Genomic DNA, 16744 nt, shown 5'->3' with positions numbered 1-16744 from the left:
CGGACGAAAGTACGACCGTCCGCCGATTCTGCCGCCCTCCCGATTGGGGAGAGTGAGTCATCACATACCGACTCCGGAATATGTCCGGGGTCACATGACCCACTGGAAGGCGCCCCATGACACAGGACGGCAAGCCCGGCGACTGGATCGTCGGCATCGACGTCGGCGGCACGTTCACCGACATCATCGCACTGAACCACCGGACCGGCGAGATCCGCGACGGCAAGGTGCTCTCCACCCCGGAGCAGGAGGTCGGCGTCCTCGCGGCGCTGGCCGCCGTCGAGGTGGACGTCCCCGACGTCGCCGAGATCGTGCACGGCCACACCGTCGGCATCAACGCGCTGCTGAGCCGGGCCGGCGAGCGCACCGGCCTGCTGGCCACCGCCGGTCACCGCGACCTGCTCGACATCGGCCGCATGCACCGCGAGTTCGGCGACCGGTTCTACGACCCCACCTGGGTGCGCCCGCACCAGGAACGTCCGATCGTCCCCCGCGACGCCCGCTACGGCATCCCCGAACGACTCCGCTACGACGGCAGCGAGCTCCTGCCGCTCGACGAGGACGCGGTCCGCGAGGCGGCGCGCGCCATGGCGGCCACCGGGACCAAGGCGGTCGGCGTCTGTCTGATGAACTCCTACGTCGACCCGGCGCACGAGCGGCGGGCCGCCGAGATCGTCGCCGAGGAACTGCCCGACGCCTACATCCAGACCTCGGCGCTCTACCCGGTCACCCGCGAGCACGAGCGGACCGCGACCGTGGCCCTGGACGCGTACGTGGGACCCGCCGTCGTCGGCTACCTCGACCGGCTGGCCGCCCGCCTCGACGAGAAGGGCTTCGGCGGGACGCTGTGGATCATGATGATGAACGGCGGCGTCGCCACCCTCGCCGATGCCGGGCGCGCCCCGGTGTTCCAGCTGGTCTCCGGGCCGGTCGGCGGGGTCAGCGGCAGCGTCAAGCTCGCCGGCGACTCGTCGAACCCGGATCTGCTGACCATGGACGTCGGCGGCACCAGCACCGACGTCGCCGCGATCCGCGGCGGCAAGACCCCGCTCACCGACACCTGGACCCTGGAGACCGGCCTCACCCTGACGATGCCGCTGGTCGACGTGGAGAGCATCGGTTCGGGCGCCGGCTCGATCATCGCCCCCAACAACCTGGGCAACGTCGCCGTCGGCCCGGCCTCGGCCGGCTCCAACCCGGGCCCGGCCTGCTATGAGCGGGGCGGGACGCGGGCGACGCTCACCGACGCCTGCGCCTCCCTGGGCATCCTGCAGCCCGACCTGTTCGCCGACGGCGCCATCGCCCTGAACGTCGACGCCGCCGACCGGGCCCTCGACGAGGCCGGCGCGCGGTGGGGGATGGACCGGACGCGGCTCGCCTCGGCGGCCTACGAGATCGCCTGCCAGGACATCGCCGCGAAGATCCGCAGCATCTCCGTCTACCGCGGCCTGGACATCCGCGAGTTCGCCCTGCAGCCGTCCGGTTCGGCGGGCCCGATGCTCGCCGACCGCGTCGGCCAGATCCTCGGCGTGCGGCGGGTGCTGGTGCCGCGCAGCCCCGGCCAGTTCTCCGCCCTCGGCCTGCTGCGCAGCGATCTGATGGTGACGCGGGCGCAGTCGATCATGACCCCGCTGGCCGCGGCGAACGCCGGAGCGATCGAAGCGGCCTTCACCGTCCTCCAGGACCGGATCCTCGCCGACCTCGTGGCCCAGGGCGTCGACGTCCGGGCGCTGCGCTTCGAGCGCGCGCTCTTCGGGATGTACCGCGGCCAGACCTGGGACAACCGCCTCCCGATCGAGTCCGACGCACTCGACGCCGAAGCCGTGGAACGGCTGATCCCTCGCTTCCACGACTTCTACCGGGAGTCGTACGGGTTCGCCGCCACCGAGATCCCGGTGGTGGTCTCCACCGTCGAGGTGACGGCGGTGATCCCGCGCGAGCTCCCCCGCGGCACCGTCGTCCCCGACGACGGCGATGCCTTCCTGCGCACCGCCCGGGTGACCGTCCCCGGCACCGAGGCGCCCGCCGACGTGCCCGTCCACGTCCGCGAACGCATGCGTCCCGGCGAGCCGGTCGACGGCCCCGCGCTGATCGCCGAGAAGTTCGCCACCACCCTCGTCCTGCCCGGCCGGAGCGCCTACCTCGACTCCGACCTGAATCTGATCATCGATCCGACCTCCGCCGTCGCGGACCAGCGATAGGAACCCCGACCATGACCGTCACCACCCCGAACCTGCACGACCACGACGGCCCCGCCGTCGACGTCGAACTCGACCTCCTCCGCTACGGCCTCACCGAGGTGGCCCGCGAGATGCTCGACTCGCTGATGCGCAGCGCGTTCTCGCCGGTCTGCCGCGACATCCTGGACTGCACCGCGGTGATCCACATGCGGACCGACGACGGCTGGGAGGCCGCCGCACTGTGGGAGGGCTGCATGCAGCACGCCTTCACCGCACCGCACATCGCCAACTTCGTCATGGACGACTGGGACGTCGACCGCATGCGGCCCGGCGACGTCGTCTTCACCAACGATCCCTGGCGCGGCACCATCCACCAGTCCGACGTGAACCTGTTCCGGCCGGTCTTCGTCGACGGACGCGTCGAGTTCCTCCTCCAGTCGACCTCGCACCTGGTCGACCTGGGCGGCGCCATCCCCGGCGGCTTCTCCAACGGCACCCAGACCCACTTCGAGGAGCAGCTCAAACTGCCGCCGACGCTGCTGTACGCCGACGACGTCCCGGTGCGGTCGACGTTCAACCTGATCCTGGAGAACAACCGGGTGCCGCATTCTGGTGCTCGGCGATCTCCGCGCACTGCACGGCTGTCTCGTGGTGGGCGAACGCCAGCTCCAGGAGCTGATCGCCCGCGCCGGGCTGGAGAAGGTCCGGGCGGCGGGCCGCTACGCGATCGATCTGACCGAGGCGGGCATGCGGCGCGGAATCGCCGCGATCCCCGACGGCGACTACACCGCCGAGGACTTCCTCGACGAGGACGGCGTCGACGCCGAGCCGATCCCCGTGGCGGTGACGGTGAAGGTCCGCGGCGACTCGATGGAGATCGACTTCTCCGGTTCGGGACGACAGCCGCTGGGCAACTGCGGCACCGCCTGGAGCGAGGCCGGACGATGCATCGAGGCGGTCAAGCTCATGGTCGACCCGTCGACCCCGGTCAACAGCGGGACCATGAAGCCCATCGAGGTGCTGCTGCCGTCGGGCAGCGTGGTGCAGGTGCTGCCGCCGTCGAGCTGCTCCAATCACGCCGACATCGGTTCGCGCGCCATCAACGTGGTGACCCAGGCGCTGAGCCGGGCCACCGACGAGTCGTTCGCCCCCGACACCGGCACCGCCGTGGTGGTCAGCCTCGGCGGCATCGACTCCCGGCCCGGCCACGAGGGCACGCCGTGGGGCGCGTTCGCACTGGCCGGCGGCGGCTGGGGCGGCACCTGGAAGGCCGACGGCATCTCGTTCTGCGTCACCCCGATCGGCAACTGCCGCACCTCGGTCCAGGAGCACATCGAGATCGAGAGCCCGCTGGTGATCGTGCAGCACGAGATGGTCGTCGACACCGCGGGCGCCGGAGAGTTCCGCGGAGGCCTCGGGTCGGTGTACTCGATCTACGCCGAATCCGACACCGCCGTCACCGTGACCGCCGACCGGATCAGGGTCGGCGCACCCGGCTCCCACGGCGGCGGCGCCGGAGCCCCGGCGTTCGGCTGGTACGTGAAGGACTTCGAGTTCGGCGCCCACACCGACCCGCTCGATCTGCGCGGCGCCGAACCCCTGTTCGGCATGTTCGACGCGCAGGGCCGCCCCGACCCTAACGACGGCGAGTTCGGTCGGGGCGCACGGTACGGCACCGGCAAGTTCTCCGGCCTGATCCTGAAAGCCGGCGACGCCCTGCGCCTGATCATCGGCGGTGGTGGCGGCTGGGGCGACCCCCTGCGCCGGACCCCCGACCGGGTCCTGGCCGACGTGACCGCCGGTCTGGTGAGCCCGGAGTTCGCCCGGTCCGGCTACGGCGTGGTCCTGGTCGACGGCGTGCTCGACGAGGCCGCCACCGCCGCGTTGCGCGCCGAGCTCGCGGCCGAGCGCGACGCCGGTCGCTGGCAGGTCCCGATCGCCGCCCCCGTCGACTGGATCCACTGACCCTCCCCCTCCGCTGAGAACCCTCCCCCTGAAAGGCAGTCCCATGGCAGTCGATCGACTCCTCTTCCCCCGTCCCGAGACCCCGCGCGTGTACGTCGAACGGCATCGCGTCGACGGCGTCTGCGCCCACTGCGGCGCCGAGGCCCTCGCCCGCTACCCCGTCGCCAACCACCTCGGGCCGCGCATGGTCGTCAAATGCCAGGCGTGCTTCCACCACGTCTCGGTGACCCGGCCCGAACCCGACGACCACTGGCCCGCGTGGCGCGCGCCCGCCCGCGACTGGCCGTCGTCCCGCGTCAGCTGACCGACGGCGCTCACCCCGGTACGAGCCGAAGCCCGCACTCCTGAAGTGCGCGAGACCCGAACCGTCGCTCCCTGAGCCGGGGAGGAACGAAGTGACGAGTCGCGTCGAAGGGTCGCCGCGCTGTCGGCGCACGGGCGGCCCTTCGACACGCGGCCTCGTTCCTCGGCCGCGGCTCAGGGAGCGGGGGTGGCGGACCGAGCGACGAGGTGGCGGATCGAAGAGCGGGGTGGCGGACCGAGCGACGGGTGACGGGCGGGCCGGCCGTTCAGCGGAAGGTCGGAGAGAACTCCTACTCAGGTCTGATTCCCCCCGTCGCCGCACCCGCCACCATCGAGATGCAGCACACATCGGGACCCATGAGGATCTCACCTCACACCCTCCGGTGAACCGGGCCCGGGCGTCCACGAAAGGATCCGCACCTCATGTCCGACGAACTCGACGGGAAGATCGTCCTCATCACCGGCGCCGCGGGCGGCATCGGCCGCGCCGCCGCCCTGCTCGCCGCCGCCCGCGGCGCACGGTTGGCCGTCTCCGACCTCTCGGCCGAGGGCGCCGCCGAGACCGCCGACCAGGTGATCGCCGCCGGCGGCGAAGCCCTCGCCCTGCCCGCCGACCTGCGGGTCCGCGCCGAGGTCGACGGCATCGTCGCCCGGACCGTCGAGCATTACGGCCGCCTCGACGGCGCGTTCAACAACGCCGGGGTCAGCGGCGGCCAGATCGGTCAGGGCGCCCACCGGGTGGCCGAGTGGGACGAGGACGCCTTCGACCTCGCCATCGCCGTCAACCTCAAGGCCACCTGGCTGTGCCTGCGCGCCGAGCTCGAGCAGATGGAGAAGCAGGACGGCGTCGGGTCGATCGTGAACACGTCGTCGCTGGCCGGCATCCGCGGCTTCCGGCACACCGCCGGTTACTCCGCGGGCAAGCACGGCGTGATCGGGCTGACCAAGACCGCGGCCATCGAGTACGCGCCGAAGGTGCGGGTCAACGCGGTGTGCCCGGGGTACACCGACACCGCGCTCATGGCCGAGGCCAAGCGACTGCTGGGCGACGCCCTGTACGCGCGGATCCCGGCGGGCCGGCTCGCCCAGCCCGAGGACATCGCGCGGATGGCGTGCTGGCTGCTGTCCGACGAGTCCGGTTACGCGGTCGGCGGCGAGTTCGTCGTCGACGGCGGCTACACCGCAGGCTGACCCCCCGCCCGACCACGACCCGACCCTCACCGAAGGCAGTTCCATGACCACAGAGATCACTCCCGCCCGCCTCTACATCGACGGCCGCTGGCACGACGGCGCCGGTGAACCGATCGTGACGGTCGCCCCCGCGACCGGGGCCGTGGTGACCGAGTCGCCGTCGGCCGACGACGGCCAGGTCACCGCGGCGCTCGACGCCGCCCGCCGGGCCTTCGACGGCGGCGAATGGAGCCGTGTGGACCCGGCCGGACGCGGGCGGCTGCTGCACCGGCTCGCCGACCTGCTGCAGGAGAACCGCGACCGCCTGGTCCACCTCGCCGCCACCGAACTGGGCACCGCGGTGTCGGTCGGCGCGGGCCTGCACGTGGACCTGCCCGCCAAGTTCTTCCGCTGGTTCGCCGACGCCGCCGTGCGCGGCCCGCGCGACGGCTACGAGGAGCCGATGCCCCTCGACCACGATCCGATCACCACCAGCGGTGTGCTGGTGCGGGAACCGGTCGGCGTCGTCGCGGCGATCGTCGCCTACAACGTGCCGGTGATGATGAGCGCGTACAAGCTCGGCGGCGCCCTGGCCGCAGGCTGCTCGACGGTGCTGGTCACCTCGCCGAAGTCGGTGCTGCTCACCCGGGCCTTCGTCGAGTTGGTCGAGCAGGCGGGCTTCCCGGCCGGCGCGGTGAACTACGTCTTCGGGCCGCCGGCGGTGACCGCCGCGGTAGCCGGGTCGCCGAAGATCGACATGGCGACCTTCACCGGCTCCCCGGCCGTGGGGACCAGGATCCTCGAACTCGCCGCGCCCAACCTGACCAAGACGGTGCTCGAGCTGGGCGGCAAGTCGCCGAACGTGCTCCTGCCCGGCACCGATCTGGCGAAGGCCGTCGGACCGTCGGCCCTGCGTTTCACCCGCAACAGCGGCCAGGCGTGCGGCGCCACCACCCGCACCCTGGTGCCGCGGGCCGACGTCGACGAGTACGTGGCCCTCTCCCGGGAGTTCCTCGGCACCCTCCCGGTGGGCGACCCGTTCGACCCGGCGACCGTCATCGGCCCGCTGAGTTCGGCCGAGCATTCGGCGAACGTCCAGGGCTACCTGGAGCGGGCGGTCGACGGCGGAGCGGCGATCCCCGTCGGCGGCACCCGGCCCGCACACCTCGCCGACGGCTTCTTCCTGGAGGCCACGCTCGTCACCGAGGTGAGCAACAGCGACGAGATCGCCCAGGACGAGCTGTTCGCCCCGGTCGGCGCGATCATCCCCTACGACGACGTCGAGGACGCCGTGCGCATCGCGAACGACGTGCGCTTCGCCCTGAACGCCAACGTGTGGGGGCCGACCACCGAGGCGATCGCGTTCGCCCGCCGCGTCCGGTCCGGCACCGTCACGATCAACGGCGGCGGAGGCATGCGGGCCGACGCCCCGTGGGGCGGTCCCGGGGCCAGCGGGATCGGCCGCGAGGGCGGCGAGGAGGGCTTCCGCGAGTTCTTCGAGGTCAAGCACCTCCAGTGGCCGCTGTGAGCATCCACGGTCGATCCCGGCTCCGGTGAAGGCGTCCGCGGGGTGCGCCGGGCGATCGCCCGCGCGCCTCGCGGAGGCCCCACCCCGGCCCGACCCGGTGATCGGTGTTCCCGTACCGGGCTCGGGTCGAATAGGGTTTCAGGTCGAGAGTTCCGGCTTTCGGGGCCGGACCGACGCAAGGAGCACGACTATGGCCGCACCCCTCATCGAAGAGTCCCTCGAGATCGCCGGAACCCCCGCGCAGGTCTGGTCGGTGGTCTCCGATCTGCAGCGCATGGGCGAGTGGAGCCCGCAGTGCAAGAAGATGTTCGTCTTCGGCGGCCCGGTGAAGGCCGGCACCCGCACCGCGAACATCAACCGCCGCGGTCTGCTGATCTGGCCGACGACGGCGAAGGTCGTGACCTTCGAGCCGAACAAGCAGATCGCCTGGAAGATCACCGAGAACAACACCGTCTGGGGCTTCGTCCTCACCGAGACCGCCGGCGGCGTCACCGTGACGCATTCGCGCGTCGCGGCCGACGGCCAGACCAGCGCGCTCTCGTCGTTCCTCGTCGACAAGGTGTTCGGCGGCAACGACAGCTTCGAGCCCGAGCTCGCCGCAGGCATGCGCGAGACCCTCGGCAAGATCAAGCTCGCGGTCGAGGGCTGAGCCGTGGCCCGACGCCCCGCGCAGCCCGGCGACCGCACCGGGCCCGCCCATCTGCTCGATCTGATCCAGGAGACGGTCCCGCCGATCCACCCCAAGGGGGTGCCCTTCGTGGCCGGCAGCGCCGCGGTGGCCCTGCTCGGCCGCAAACGCAAGTGGATCGCCCGGCCCGCGCTGGCCCTGACCGGTGCCTGCGCGCTGTTCTTCCGTCATCCGTCGCGCGTCCCGCCGACCGCCCCCGGGGCCGTGGTGGCCCCGGCCGACGGCACCGTCGCCCTGGTCGACCACGCCGTCCCGCCCGCCGAACTCGGCCTCGGGTCCGAGCCGCTGCCGCGGGTGAGCACCTTCCTGTCGGTGTTCGACGTCCACGTCCAGCGCATCCCGATCTCGGGTGTGGTGGAGGTCGTCCAGCACACGCCGGGCGAGTTCCTGTCCGCCGATCTGCCCGAGGCCAGCGAACGCAACGAGCGCACCTGCCTGCGGCTGCGCAGCGAGGCGGGCGAGCAGATCGGCGTCGTGCAGCTGGCCGGCCTGATCGCCCGCCGCATCGTGTGCGAGGTGGGCCCGGGGGAGCCGGTCGTCGTCGGCGACACCTACGGACTGATCCGCTTCGGCTCCCGCGTCGACGTGTATCTGCCCGCGGGCACCGTCGCGAAGGTCTCCGTGGGCCAGCGCACCGTCGGCGCCGAGACCGTGATCGCGGAACTGCCGCGATGAGCGACCGCGACCGGGTCCGCCGCACTCCGCGGGTCGCCGGCACCCGCAAGCGCCGGGAGGGCCCGGTCGCCGGTCGCCCCCGGAGTCGTCGCGCCGCGGCCGGGGAGAGGTCCCGGGCCGGCCGACTGGTGGTGCCGTCGGCGATCACCATCCTCGCGCTGTGCGCCGCGCTCACCGCGATGCGCTTCGGCGAGGCGGGCGAGGCCCACCCGGCGATGCTCCTCCTGGCGGCCGCCGCCGTCCTCGACGGACTCGACGGCCGGGTGGCCCGGATGATGGACGCCACCAGCCGGATGGGCGCCGAACTCGACTCCCTGGCCGACGCCGTCAACTTCGGGGTGGCCCCCGCGGTGATGGTCTACACCCTCATGTTCCGCGACGAGACCGACCTCGACAAGAACGTCGGCTGGATGCCGGTCCTCGTCTACTGTTCCGCGATCATCCTGCGGCTGGCCCGTTTCAACACGCTGCTCGACGACGACGATGCCCCCGCCTACACCAAGGACTTCTTCGTCGGGGTGCCCGCTCCGGCGGCCGCCGTGACGGTGCTGCTGCCGATCGGGCTCGCCGAGCAGTTCGGCGACGGTCCGTGGACCAGCCCGGTGTTCGTCGGATGCTGGCTGGTGTTCGTGGCACTGCTCGCGGTGAGCCGGGTGCCGACGTTCAGCTTCAAGTCGGCCAAGCTGCGGCCGCGCATGGTGGCGCCCGCCCTGATCCTGGTGGCGACCGCCGCCGCACTGCTGTTCACCTTCCCGTACGCCCTGATGGTGGTGTTGGTGCTCGGGTATCTGGCGCACATCCCGTTCGCCTGGCGCATGCAGCGGTGGATCAGTTCGCGCCCGGAGTACTGGGACTACGCGCCGCACGCGCGCCGTCGTCAACGCCGGGACGATCGTCGGGCGGCCGTCGCCGCCGGCACCCGCCGCCGAGTGATCCCGGTGCGCAAGTCGTCGGCGCGTCTGCGGCTGCGCCGCCCGGAACGCCGCGACCAGCCCGGGGACTGAACTCGAGGAGACGATCGCCGACGAAGCGGAGGAGGAGTCCGTCCGTCAGGCCCGCGTGACCGTGTACAGCACCGTGCTCTGGCCGCCCTGGGCCGCCGCGCTGATGCCCACCGTGACCCAGTAGGTCCCCTCGTCGGTCTCCCTCTGCATCATCACGCCGCGCTCACGACCGGTGTTGATGGTGCTGGACTCGCGGTAACCGGCGTCGGTGAGCTTCTTCACCGCGTTGTCGTACCCGTTGCCGTCGTTCGCCGGGGCCTGCACGGTGACCGACCACGAGCCGGTGTCGGTGCGCTCGGCGCTCTGCACCGTCCCGCCGACCAACGGCACCTGATCCGACGGGAAGTCGTCGGGCAGCGCGACGCCGGGCGGCGCGGCCGCGTCGTCGGAACCACACGCCGTCGCGCCGGTCAACGCGACGACCGCCAGCAGCGCTGCCAGAAGGGCTCTCCGTAATGACCACATGGTCCAAACGGTAGAGTAAGAGGGGTACTGATGCTTCTCTCGACACCCCGCCCGCCTCTCGACCGACGGAGTGCCTCTTGATTCTGGTCCTGATCGCGCTGGCCATCGGTGCGCTGCTCGCGCCGCCGATCATGCGTGGCCTGGGCACGCGCGGATTCCATGTGCTGGCTCTGATGCCGGCCGGTGCGCTGATCTGGCTGCTGTGCCACTGGCCGCCCGCCGACGAGCCCCTGACGCAGACCGTCGAATGGGTGCCGAGCCTGCAGCTGAACATCGACCTGCGCCTGGACACCCTGTCGGCGGTCCTCTCGGTGCTGATCCTCGGCGTCGGCTCGCTGGTCCTGGTCTACTGCGCCAACTACTTCGACACGATGCGCAGGCGCGTCGAGGTGTTCGGCGGCGAGCTCGTCGCCTTCGCCGCCGCGATGTTCGGCCTCGTGGTGAGCGACAACATGCTGCTCCTGTACGTGTTCTGGGAAGCCACCACGGTGCTCTCGTTCATGCTGGTGGGCTACTACGGCTATCGTGCGACGTCGCGCCGCGCCGCCACCCAGGCCCTGCTGGTGACCACCTTCGGCGGTCTGGCCATGCTGGTCGGCATCATCATGCTGGGCGAGCGCACCGGCAGCTACCTGCTGTCCGAGGTGGTCGCGAACCCGCCGAACGGCGTCTACGCGGCCGTGGCGGTCGCCCTGATCCTGATCGGCGCGCTCACCAAGTCGGCGATCGTGCCGTTCCACTTCTGGCTGCCGGGAGCGATGGCCGCCCCCACGCCGGTCAGCGCCTACCTGCACGCCGCGGCGATGGTCAAGGCCGGCATCTGACCTGGTCGCCCGCCTGTCCCCCGGATTCCACGAGCAGGTCAGCTGGCAGGTCCTGGTGGTGGGTCTGGGCCTGCTCACCATGCTGCTCGGCGGCTGGCGCTCACTGCGCGAACTCGACCTGAAACTCATCCTGGCCTTCGGCACCGTCTCCCAGCTGGGCTTCATGATGGTGCTCGTCGGCGTCGGCGCGGAGTCGGTCGCCCTGGCCGGTCTGGCGATGGTGATCGCGCACGCGATGTTCAAGGCCTGCCTGTTCATGGTGGTCGGCATCATCGATCACTCGACGGGCACCCGCGACATCCGCAGGCTCGCCCGCCTGGGGCACCGGCTCCCGGTGCTGGCCGGGATCGCCGCGGTGGCCGGCGCCTCGATGGCCGGCCTGCCGTTCACGTTCGGCTTCGTCGGCAAGGAGACGGCGTTCGGCGCCCTGTGGGACACCGGCGCGTACCCCCCGGCCCTGGCGCACGCCGTCGACCTGGTGCTGGTCCTCGGTTCGGTGCTGACCTTCGCCTACACCACGCGTTTCCTGTGGGGCGCGTTCGGCCGCAAGGTCCGCACCCTGCCGACCCGCCCCGTCGCCCAGCTCCATCCGCCGTCGGCGATGTTCCAGCTGCCGCCCCTGCTGCTGGCCGGACTCGGCGTCGTGACCGCCTTCGCCGCCCCGTGGATCAGCTCCTACGTGGAGCCGTACGCGAAGACCCTGCCCGATCACGGCCGGCACCTCGAACACCTCGCGATGTGGCACGGTTTCGGCCTGCCGGTGGTCTTCTCGATCATCGTCGTCGTCGCCGGTGCGGCCCTGTTCCTGACGCTCCGCCGGATCCGCGACCACCTGTTCGACCACCCGCCGCGGCTCAACGCCGACCACGCCTACGACCGCATCCTGCGCTGGGCCGACACCCTCTCGCTCTGGGTCACCCGGAACACCCAGCGCGGCAGCCTGCCGATCACCCAGGGCGTGGTCCTCTCGACCGCGGTGATCATGCCGCTCGTCCTGCTCTTCCTCGGCTCGCGCACCGACCTCGCACTGCGCGGCTTCGACAACGTCTGGCAGATCGTGATCGGCGTCGTGATCGTGGCCGCCGCGCTCACCACGACCATGCTGCGCAACCGCCTCGCCGGCGCGTTGACCGTCGGCGTCACCGGCTACGGCTGCGGCGCGCTGTTCGCGATCTACGGCGCCCCCGACCTGGCCCTCACCCAGTTCCTGGTGGAGAGCCTCACCCTGGTGATCTTCGTGCTGGTGCTGCGCAAGCTCGCGTCCGAGCCGCAGCCGCGGCACAAGACCGGTTTCCGCCCGCTGCGCGCCCTGATCGGCATCGCGTTCGGCGCCACCCTGGTGCTGGTCGGCCTGTTCGCCGCGGCCGCCCGCTCGGCGGAACCGCTCTTCGTCGACCTGGCCGAGGCCGCCTACGAGTACGGCCACGGCGGCAACAGCGTGAACGTGCTGCTGGTCGACATCCGCGCCTGGGACACCCTCGGCGAGATCTCCGTCCTCATCGTCGCCGCGACCGGTGTCGCCTCGATGGTCTTCCGGAGCAGACGTTTCGGCGCCGCGCCGCGCGTCACCGACGTCGCCCGCAGCGCGGCCGGACTCGACGAGGACGATCTGATCCCGGACCGCACCACCTGGCTCCTCGGCAGCGAACTGGGCAATCCGAAGCACCGCTCGATGGTGCTGGAGGCCACCACCCGGCTGATCTTCCCGACCCTGGTCGTGGTCTCGCTGTACTTCTTCTTCGCCGGGCACAACGCCCCCGGCGGCGGCTTCGCCGGCGGCCTGGTGATGGGCCTGGCCCTGGTGCTCCGGTATCTGGCCGGCGGCCGCTACGAACTCGGCGAGGCGCTGCCGGTGGAGGCGGGCACCATCCTCGGCGCGGGCCTGCTGATCTCGGCGTCCACCGCGGTCACCTCGCTGGCCCTCGGCGCCCCGGCGCTCTCCTCGGCCGTCGTCGACCTGCACCTCCCGATCTTCGGCGAGGTGCACGTGGTGACCGCGATGTTCTTCGACGTGGGGATCTACCTGATCGTCGTCGGCCTGGTGCTCGACGTCCTGCGCAGCCTGGGCGCCCGCCTGGACCTGCCGGACGCCCCGACCGCCTCCGACAGCGTCGCCGCCGTGCCCGGCGACTGCACCGTGCCCGCCGAGGAGGCCGTCCGATGAGCGTGAACCTCGGACTGCTGATCGTCGCCGGCGTCCTCGCCGCGTGCGGCGTCTACCTGCTGATGGAACGCAGCCTGGTGCGCATGCTGCTCGGCCTGATGCTGGTCGGCAACGGCATCAACATCTTGATCGTGACCCTCGGCGGACTCCCTGGCAATCCCCCGATCCGCGGCGCCGAGAGCGCCGGAGCCGCCGGCGACGCCGATCCCCTCGCCCAGGCGATGGTGCTCACCGCGATCGTCATCACCATGGGGGTGGCCGCGTTCGTGCTCGCGCTCACCTACCGGTTGTTCCTGATCAACCGGCAGGACGACGATCTCGAGGACGACTCCGAGGACGTCAAGCTGCTCACCGGCTCGCTCAAGGACTTCCCCGACCGGGACCGCAGCGACGACCCGGAGACCGGTGCCGACACCGTCGCGGGCGACCTGTTCGACGACCAGGGCAATCCCCTCACCCCCGAGGAGTACGCCGCGGCGCACCGCGGCGTGATCGAGACCGACCTGATGCCCGAGGACGCCGCGGTGATCGACCGGTTGCCCGGCTACAGCCCCGACGAGATGCCCGACGACGACAACGACCACACCGACCACCACAACGACGACGACCGCATCGGGGACGACCGCCCCGGAGACGACGACCGGACCGGGAGGGAGACACCGTGATCCCCCAGCCCTCCTGGATCCCGATCCTCATCGCGCTGCCGACGCTCGTCCCGCTGCTCGGCGCCGCCCTGACCCTGCTGCGCGGCCGCAGCCCGCGCTTCCAGCGCGCGGTGACCGTCGGCGCCATCGGCACCGCGCTGATCGCGTCGTCGATGATGCTCTACCTGACCAGCACCCACGGACCGTACGCGGTCAAGATCGGCGGCTGGGGCGACAAGGGGTACCCCAACGGTCCGCTCGGCATCACGCTGGTCGTGGACCGGCTGGCCGCCCTGATGCTGGTGGTCTCGACCACGGTGCTCCTCTGCGTCGTCGTGTACGCCATCGGGCAGGGCATCCGCGACGGCACCACCCAGCAGCCGGTGTCGATCTTCCTGCCGTCGTACCTGATCCTGACCGCGGGCGTGTGCAACGCCTTCCTCGCCGGCGACCTGTTCAACCTGTACGTCTCGTTCGAGGTGCTGCTCGCGGCCAGCTTCGTGCTGCTGACGCTGGGCGCCAGCGCCGACCGGGTGCACGCGGGAGCGTCGTACGTGATGGTCTCGATGGTCTCGTCGCTGATCTTCCTGGCCGGGATCGCCTTCGCCTACTCGACCACCGGCACGCTCAACCTCGCCGAGATGGCGGTCCGGCTCGACGACGTCCCGTCGGGCACCCGCAACGCCCTGTTCGCGGTGCTGCTGGTGGCCTTCGGCATCAAGGCCGCCGTCTTCCCGCTGTCGACGTGGCTGCCCGACTCGTACCCGACCGCGCCCGCCCCGGTCACCGCGGTGTTCGCCGGCCTGCTCACCAAGGTCGGCGTGTACGCGATCATCCGCGCCACCACCCTGCTGTTCCCCGGCGGGAGTTTGGACGGCCTGCTGATGATCGCCGGCCTGCTGACCATGTTCGTCGGCATCCTCGGCGCCATCGCGCAGTCGGACATCAAACGTCTGCTGTCGTTCACCCTGGTCAGCCACATCGGCTACATGATCTTCGGCATCGCGGTGGGGTCGACCGCGTCGATGTCGGCGGCCGTCTACTACGTGGCCCACCACATCCTGGTCCAGACCACGCTGTTCCTGGTGGTCGGCCTGATCGAGCGGCAGGCCGGTTCGGCCTCGCTGCGCAGGCTCGGCGGACTGATCGCCAGCCCCGTGCTCGCCGCGCTGTTCCTGATCCCGGCGCTCAACCTGGGCGGCATCCCGCCCTTCTCCGGGTTCATCGGCAAGGTGGCGCTGCTCGAGGGCGGCGCCCGGGACGGTTCGGTGCTGGCGTGGCTGCTGATCGGGGGCAGCGTGGTAACCAGCCTGCTCACCCTGTACGTGGTGGCCCGCGTGTGGACCAAGGCCTTCTGGCGGCCGCGCGCCGACGCCCCCGAGGGCGGCATCACCAACAGCACCGCCTCCGCCCTGGTGCCCGAGGGCACCGACGTGGAGCTGGCCGAACGCGAGGACGTCGGCCGCATGCCGATCGCCATGGTGGTGCCCACCGGACTCATGGTGGCCGCGGGCCTGGCCCTGACCGTCTGGGCCGGTCCCATCTTCGGTTTCACCGACGACGCCGCCGACGACCTCATCCAGCGTACCCCGTACATCCACTCGGTCCTGGGAGGTGACGGCGAGTGAGCAACACCCCCTACCCCGACAGGCCGCAGCCGAGACCGGTCGGCAAACGTCCGATCCCGGCGTTCCTCGGTCGGCTCTGGCGCACGGCCGTGGTCTCGTTCGCGTGGCCGGTCGCCGCCGCGGTCGTCTGGCTCGCCGCCCGGCTGCACACCCCCCGATGGCTCGGCGGCGATCTGCGCGAGTTCTGCGTCCGCCTCTGGGGCGTCTCCTGGATCGCCTTCGTCTGGGTGCTGCTGTGGGGGTCGATCACCTGGGGCAACGTCGTCGTCGGCGTGCTCATCGGCATCCTGGTGCTCACCGTGCTGCCGTTGCCGCGCGTGCCCGTCGAGGGCCGTGTCCACCCGATCGCCGCACTGCACCTGTTCCTCACCCTGATCTGGAACTTCTTCATCTCCTCGGCGCAGGTCGCCTGGGCCGCCGTCCGCCCCGGGCCGCCGCCGCTGGGCTGCGTGGTCCGCGTCCACGTCGCCCTCAAATCGGATCTGGTGCTCACCCTGGCCGTCGACTACCTGAACCTGGTGCCCGGCACCATGGTCGTCGAGATCGATCACGTGCACCGCATGCTGTACATCCACGTCTTCGACGTCCGGACCCAGCGCCAGGTGGATGCGTTCCGCAAGCAGATGGCCTACGTGGAACGCCAGTTCATCAAGACCTTCGAGCGCGACAGCGAATGGCATTCCGAGCCCGTTCCACGGGATCGACGACGACTACCATCACGTCGCCTACTCCGAACGCCGACGGGTGGCCGAATCCGACCCCGACCGGCCCGGACACCGGAAGGAACGGTGGAAGCCGTGACGATCGTCTGGACCGTCAGCGGCGCCATGCTCATGGCGGCCGTCCTGCTGACCCTGTACCGCTGCCTGCGCGGACCGTCGACCCTCGACCGCCTGGTGGGGATCGACACCCTGGTCGCCCTGATCATCTGCGCCCTGGCGGTGTGGATCGCCGCGACCCTCGACACCACGATCGTCCCGGCGATCGTGGCGCTCTCGCTGATCAGCTTCATCGGGTCCATCTCGGTGGCCCGCTTCCGAGTGAGGGACGACGAATGATCCGCGACATCGTCTCCGCCTGCCTCATCCTCCTGGGCAGCCTGCTCGCGCTCACCGCGGCGCTGGGCATCGTGCGTTTCCCCGACACCCTCTCTCGGATGCACGCCGCCACCAAGCCGCAGACCTTCGGGATGAGCATGATCCTGATCGGCACGCTGATCAAGGTCGCCGGCCACGCCGACAGCGGCATGCTGGTGCTCACCGCGCTGTTCACCCTGATCACCGCCCCGGTGATCGCCCAGCGCGTGGGCCGGCTGGCCTACCGCGAGCAGCGCAGCGGCGAGGAGCTGCTCGACGAGTCGCAGCTGTGCGTCCAGCGCCGGGAAGAGAACAAGAACCGACGCGCGCAGGGCTGAGCGGTCGCGGCCCCTTCGACACGCGGGCTCGCTCCGCTCACGTGCGGTGCAGAGAGCGTAGGGATGACAGACCTCCCAGACGGCCGCCCTTC

General features: G+C 71.2%; 13 protein-coding genes and 3 pseudogenes. 15 read left to right on the top strand and 1 reads right to left on the bottom strand.

From position 1 onward, the window contains the following. Positions 1-116: 116 nt before the first annotated feature. From QM809_RS06145 to QM809_RS06105, 9 genes and pseudogenes are all read left to right on the top strand, one after another. Entirely contained in the window at positions 117-2201 is a 2085-nt protein-coding gene (locus tag QM809_RS06145) for a hydantoinase/oxoprolinase family protein (protein WP_415044923.1), read from the top strand. An 11-nt stretch (positions 2202-2212) separates the two neighbouring features. Then, positions 2213-2728 (top strand): annotated as a pseudogene (locus QM809_RS06140) (hydantoinase B/oxoprolinase family protein); the annotation flags it as partial. Between the two features lie 64 nt (positions 2729-2792). Further along, on the top strand, positions 2793-4145 hold the full coding sequence (locus QM809_RS06135) for a hydantoinase B/oxoprolinase family protein (RefSeq protein ID WP_415044922.1): 1353 nt from the start codon (positions 2793-2795) through the stop codon (positions 4143-4145). A 43-nt stretch (positions 4146-4188) separates the two neighbouring features. After that, positions 4189-4449, top strand: coding sequence for a hypothetical protein (locus QM809_RS06130; RefSeq protein ID WP_415044921.1), 261 nt, complete (start codon positions 4189-4191; stop codon positions 4447-4449). Positions 4450-4871: 422 nt separating this feature from the next. After that, positions 4872-5639, top strand: a complete 768-nt coding sequence (locus tag QM809_RS06125; RefSeq protein ID WP_415044920.1) for an SDR family NAD(P)-dependent oxidoreductase — start codon at positions 4872-4874, stop codon at positions 5637-5639. A gap of 43 nt (positions 5640-5682) precedes the next feature. Beyond that, on the top strand, positions 5683-7146 hold the full coding sequence (locus QM809_RS06120; RefSeq protein WP_415044919.1) for an aldehyde dehydrogenase family protein: 1464 nt from the start codon (positions 5683-5685) through the stop codon (positions 7144-7146). 190 nt (positions 7147-7336) lie between these two features. Next, entirely contained in the window at positions 7337-7795 is a 459-nt protein-coding gene (locus QM809_RS06115) for an SRPBCC family protein (RefSeq protein WP_415044918.1), read from the top strand. 3 nt (positions 7796-7798) lie between these two features. Then, entirely contained in the window at positions 7799-8509 is a 711-nt protein-coding gene (locus tag QM809_RS06110; RefSeq protein ID WP_415044917.1) for a phosphatidylserine decarboxylase, read from the top strand. Then, a complete protein-coding gene (locus QM809_RS06105; protein WP_415044916.1) occupies positions 8506-9513 on the top strand; it encodes a CDP-alcohol phosphatidyltransferase family protein in 1008 nt (335 codons plus the stop codon). The genes QM809_RS06110 and QM809_RS06105 overlap by 4 nt, the downstream gene beginning before the upstream one ends. Positions 9514-9558: 45 nt before the next feature. Here QM809_RS06105 and QM809_RS06100 read toward each other — a convergent pair whose 3' ends face one another. Next, a complete protein-coding gene (locus tag QM809_RS06100) occupies positions 9559-9978 on the bottom strand; it encodes a hypothetical protein (protein WP_415044915.1) in 420 nt (139 codons plus the stop codon). Between the two features lie 77 nt (positions 9979-10055). Between QM809_RS06100 and QM809_RS06095 the strand changes: the two are divergent. The 6 genes and pseudogenes from QM809_RS06095 (at position 10056) to mnhG (ending at position 16652) form a co-directional block, all read left to right on the top strand. Next, a pseudogene (locus tag QM809_RS06095) lies at positions 10056-12966 on the top strand (Na+/H+ antiporter subunit A). Beyond that, complete coding sequence (locus QM809_RS06090) at positions 12963-13631, top strand: Na(+)/H(+) antiporter subunit C (protein WP_415044914.1); 669 nt, start codon at positions 12963-12965, stop codon at positions 13629-13631. The pseudogene QM809_RS06095 and the gene QM809_RS06090 overlap by 4 nt, the downstream one beginning before the upstream one ends. Then, positions 13628-15238 carry a Na+/H+ antiporter subunit D gene (locus QM809_RS06085; protein ID WP_415044913.1) on the top strand — a complete coding sequence of 537 codons (1611 nt, stop codon included), beginning with the start codon at positions 13628-13630 and terminating at the stop codon, positions 15236-15238. The genes QM809_RS06090 and QM809_RS06085 overlap by 4 nt, the downstream gene beginning before the upstream one ends. Beyond that, positions 15235-16039 (top strand): annotated as a pseudogene (locus QM809_RS06080) (Na+/H+ antiporter subunit E). The gene QM809_RS06085 and the pseudogene QM809_RS06080 overlap by 4 nt, the downstream one beginning before the upstream one ends. Then, positions 16027-16296: a monovalent cation/H+ antiporter complex subunit F gene (locus QM809_RS06075; protein WP_415044912.1), complete on the top strand. Its 270-nt coding sequence runs from the start codon at positions 16027-16029 to the stop codon at positions 16294-16296. The pseudogene QM809_RS06080 and the gene QM809_RS06075 overlap by 13 nt, the downstream one beginning before the upstream one ends. Then, positions 16293-16652, top strand: coding sequence for a monovalent cation/H(+) antiporter subunit G (mnhG, locus tag QM809_RS06070; protein WP_415044911.1), 360 nt, complete (start codon positions 16293-16295; stop codon positions 16650-16652). Before QM809_RS06075 ends, mnhG begins: the two co-directional genes overlap by 4 nt. The last annotated feature ends 92 nt before the right edge of the window (positions 16653-16744 follow it).

This window comes from Gordonia sp. (in: high G+C Gram-positive bacteria) (assembly GCF_047600385.1).
Taxonomy (GTDB): Bacteria; Actinomycetota; Actinomycetes; order Mycobacteriales; family Mycobacteriaceae; genus Gordonia.
This window is presented reverse-complemented; position numbering and strand designations above follow the sequence as displayed.

Coding starts and splice junctions, on each gene's coding strand:
- QM809_RS06145 (WP_415044923.1), top strand. CDS start 117: ATGACACAGGACGGCAAGCCCGGCGACTGGATCGTCGGCATCGACGTC.
- QM809_RS06120 (WP_415044919.1), top strand. CDS start 5,683: ATGACCACAGAGATCACTCCCGCCCGCCTCTACATCGACGGCCGCTGG.
- QM809_RS06125 (WP_415044920.1), top strand. CDS start 4,872: ATGTCCGACGAACTCGACGGGAAGATCGTCCTCATCACCGGCGCCGCG.
- mnhG (WP_415044911.1), top strand. CDS start 16,293: ATGATCCGCGACATCGTCTCCGCCTGCCTCATCCTCCTGGGCAGCCTG.
- QM809_RS06090 (WP_415044914.1), top strand. CDS start 12,963: ATGAGCGTGAACCTCGGACTGCTGATCGTCGCCGGCGTCCTCGCCGCG.
- QM809_RS06130 (WP_415044921.1), top strand. CDS start 4,189: ATGGCAGTCGATCGACTCCTCTTCCCCCGTCCCGAGACCCCGCGCGTG.
- QM809_RS06115 (WP_415044918.1), top strand. CDS start 7,337: ATGGCCGCACCCCTCATCGAAGAGTCCCTCGAGATCGCCGGAACCCCC.
- QM809_RS06100 (WP_415044915.1), bottom strand. CDS start 9,978: ATGTGGTCATTACGGAGAGCCCTTCTGGCAGCGCTGCTGGCGGTCGTC.
- QM809_RS06105 (WP_415044916.1), top strand. CDS start 8,506: ATGAGCGACCGCGACCGGGTCCGCCGCACTCCGCGGGTCGCCGGCACC.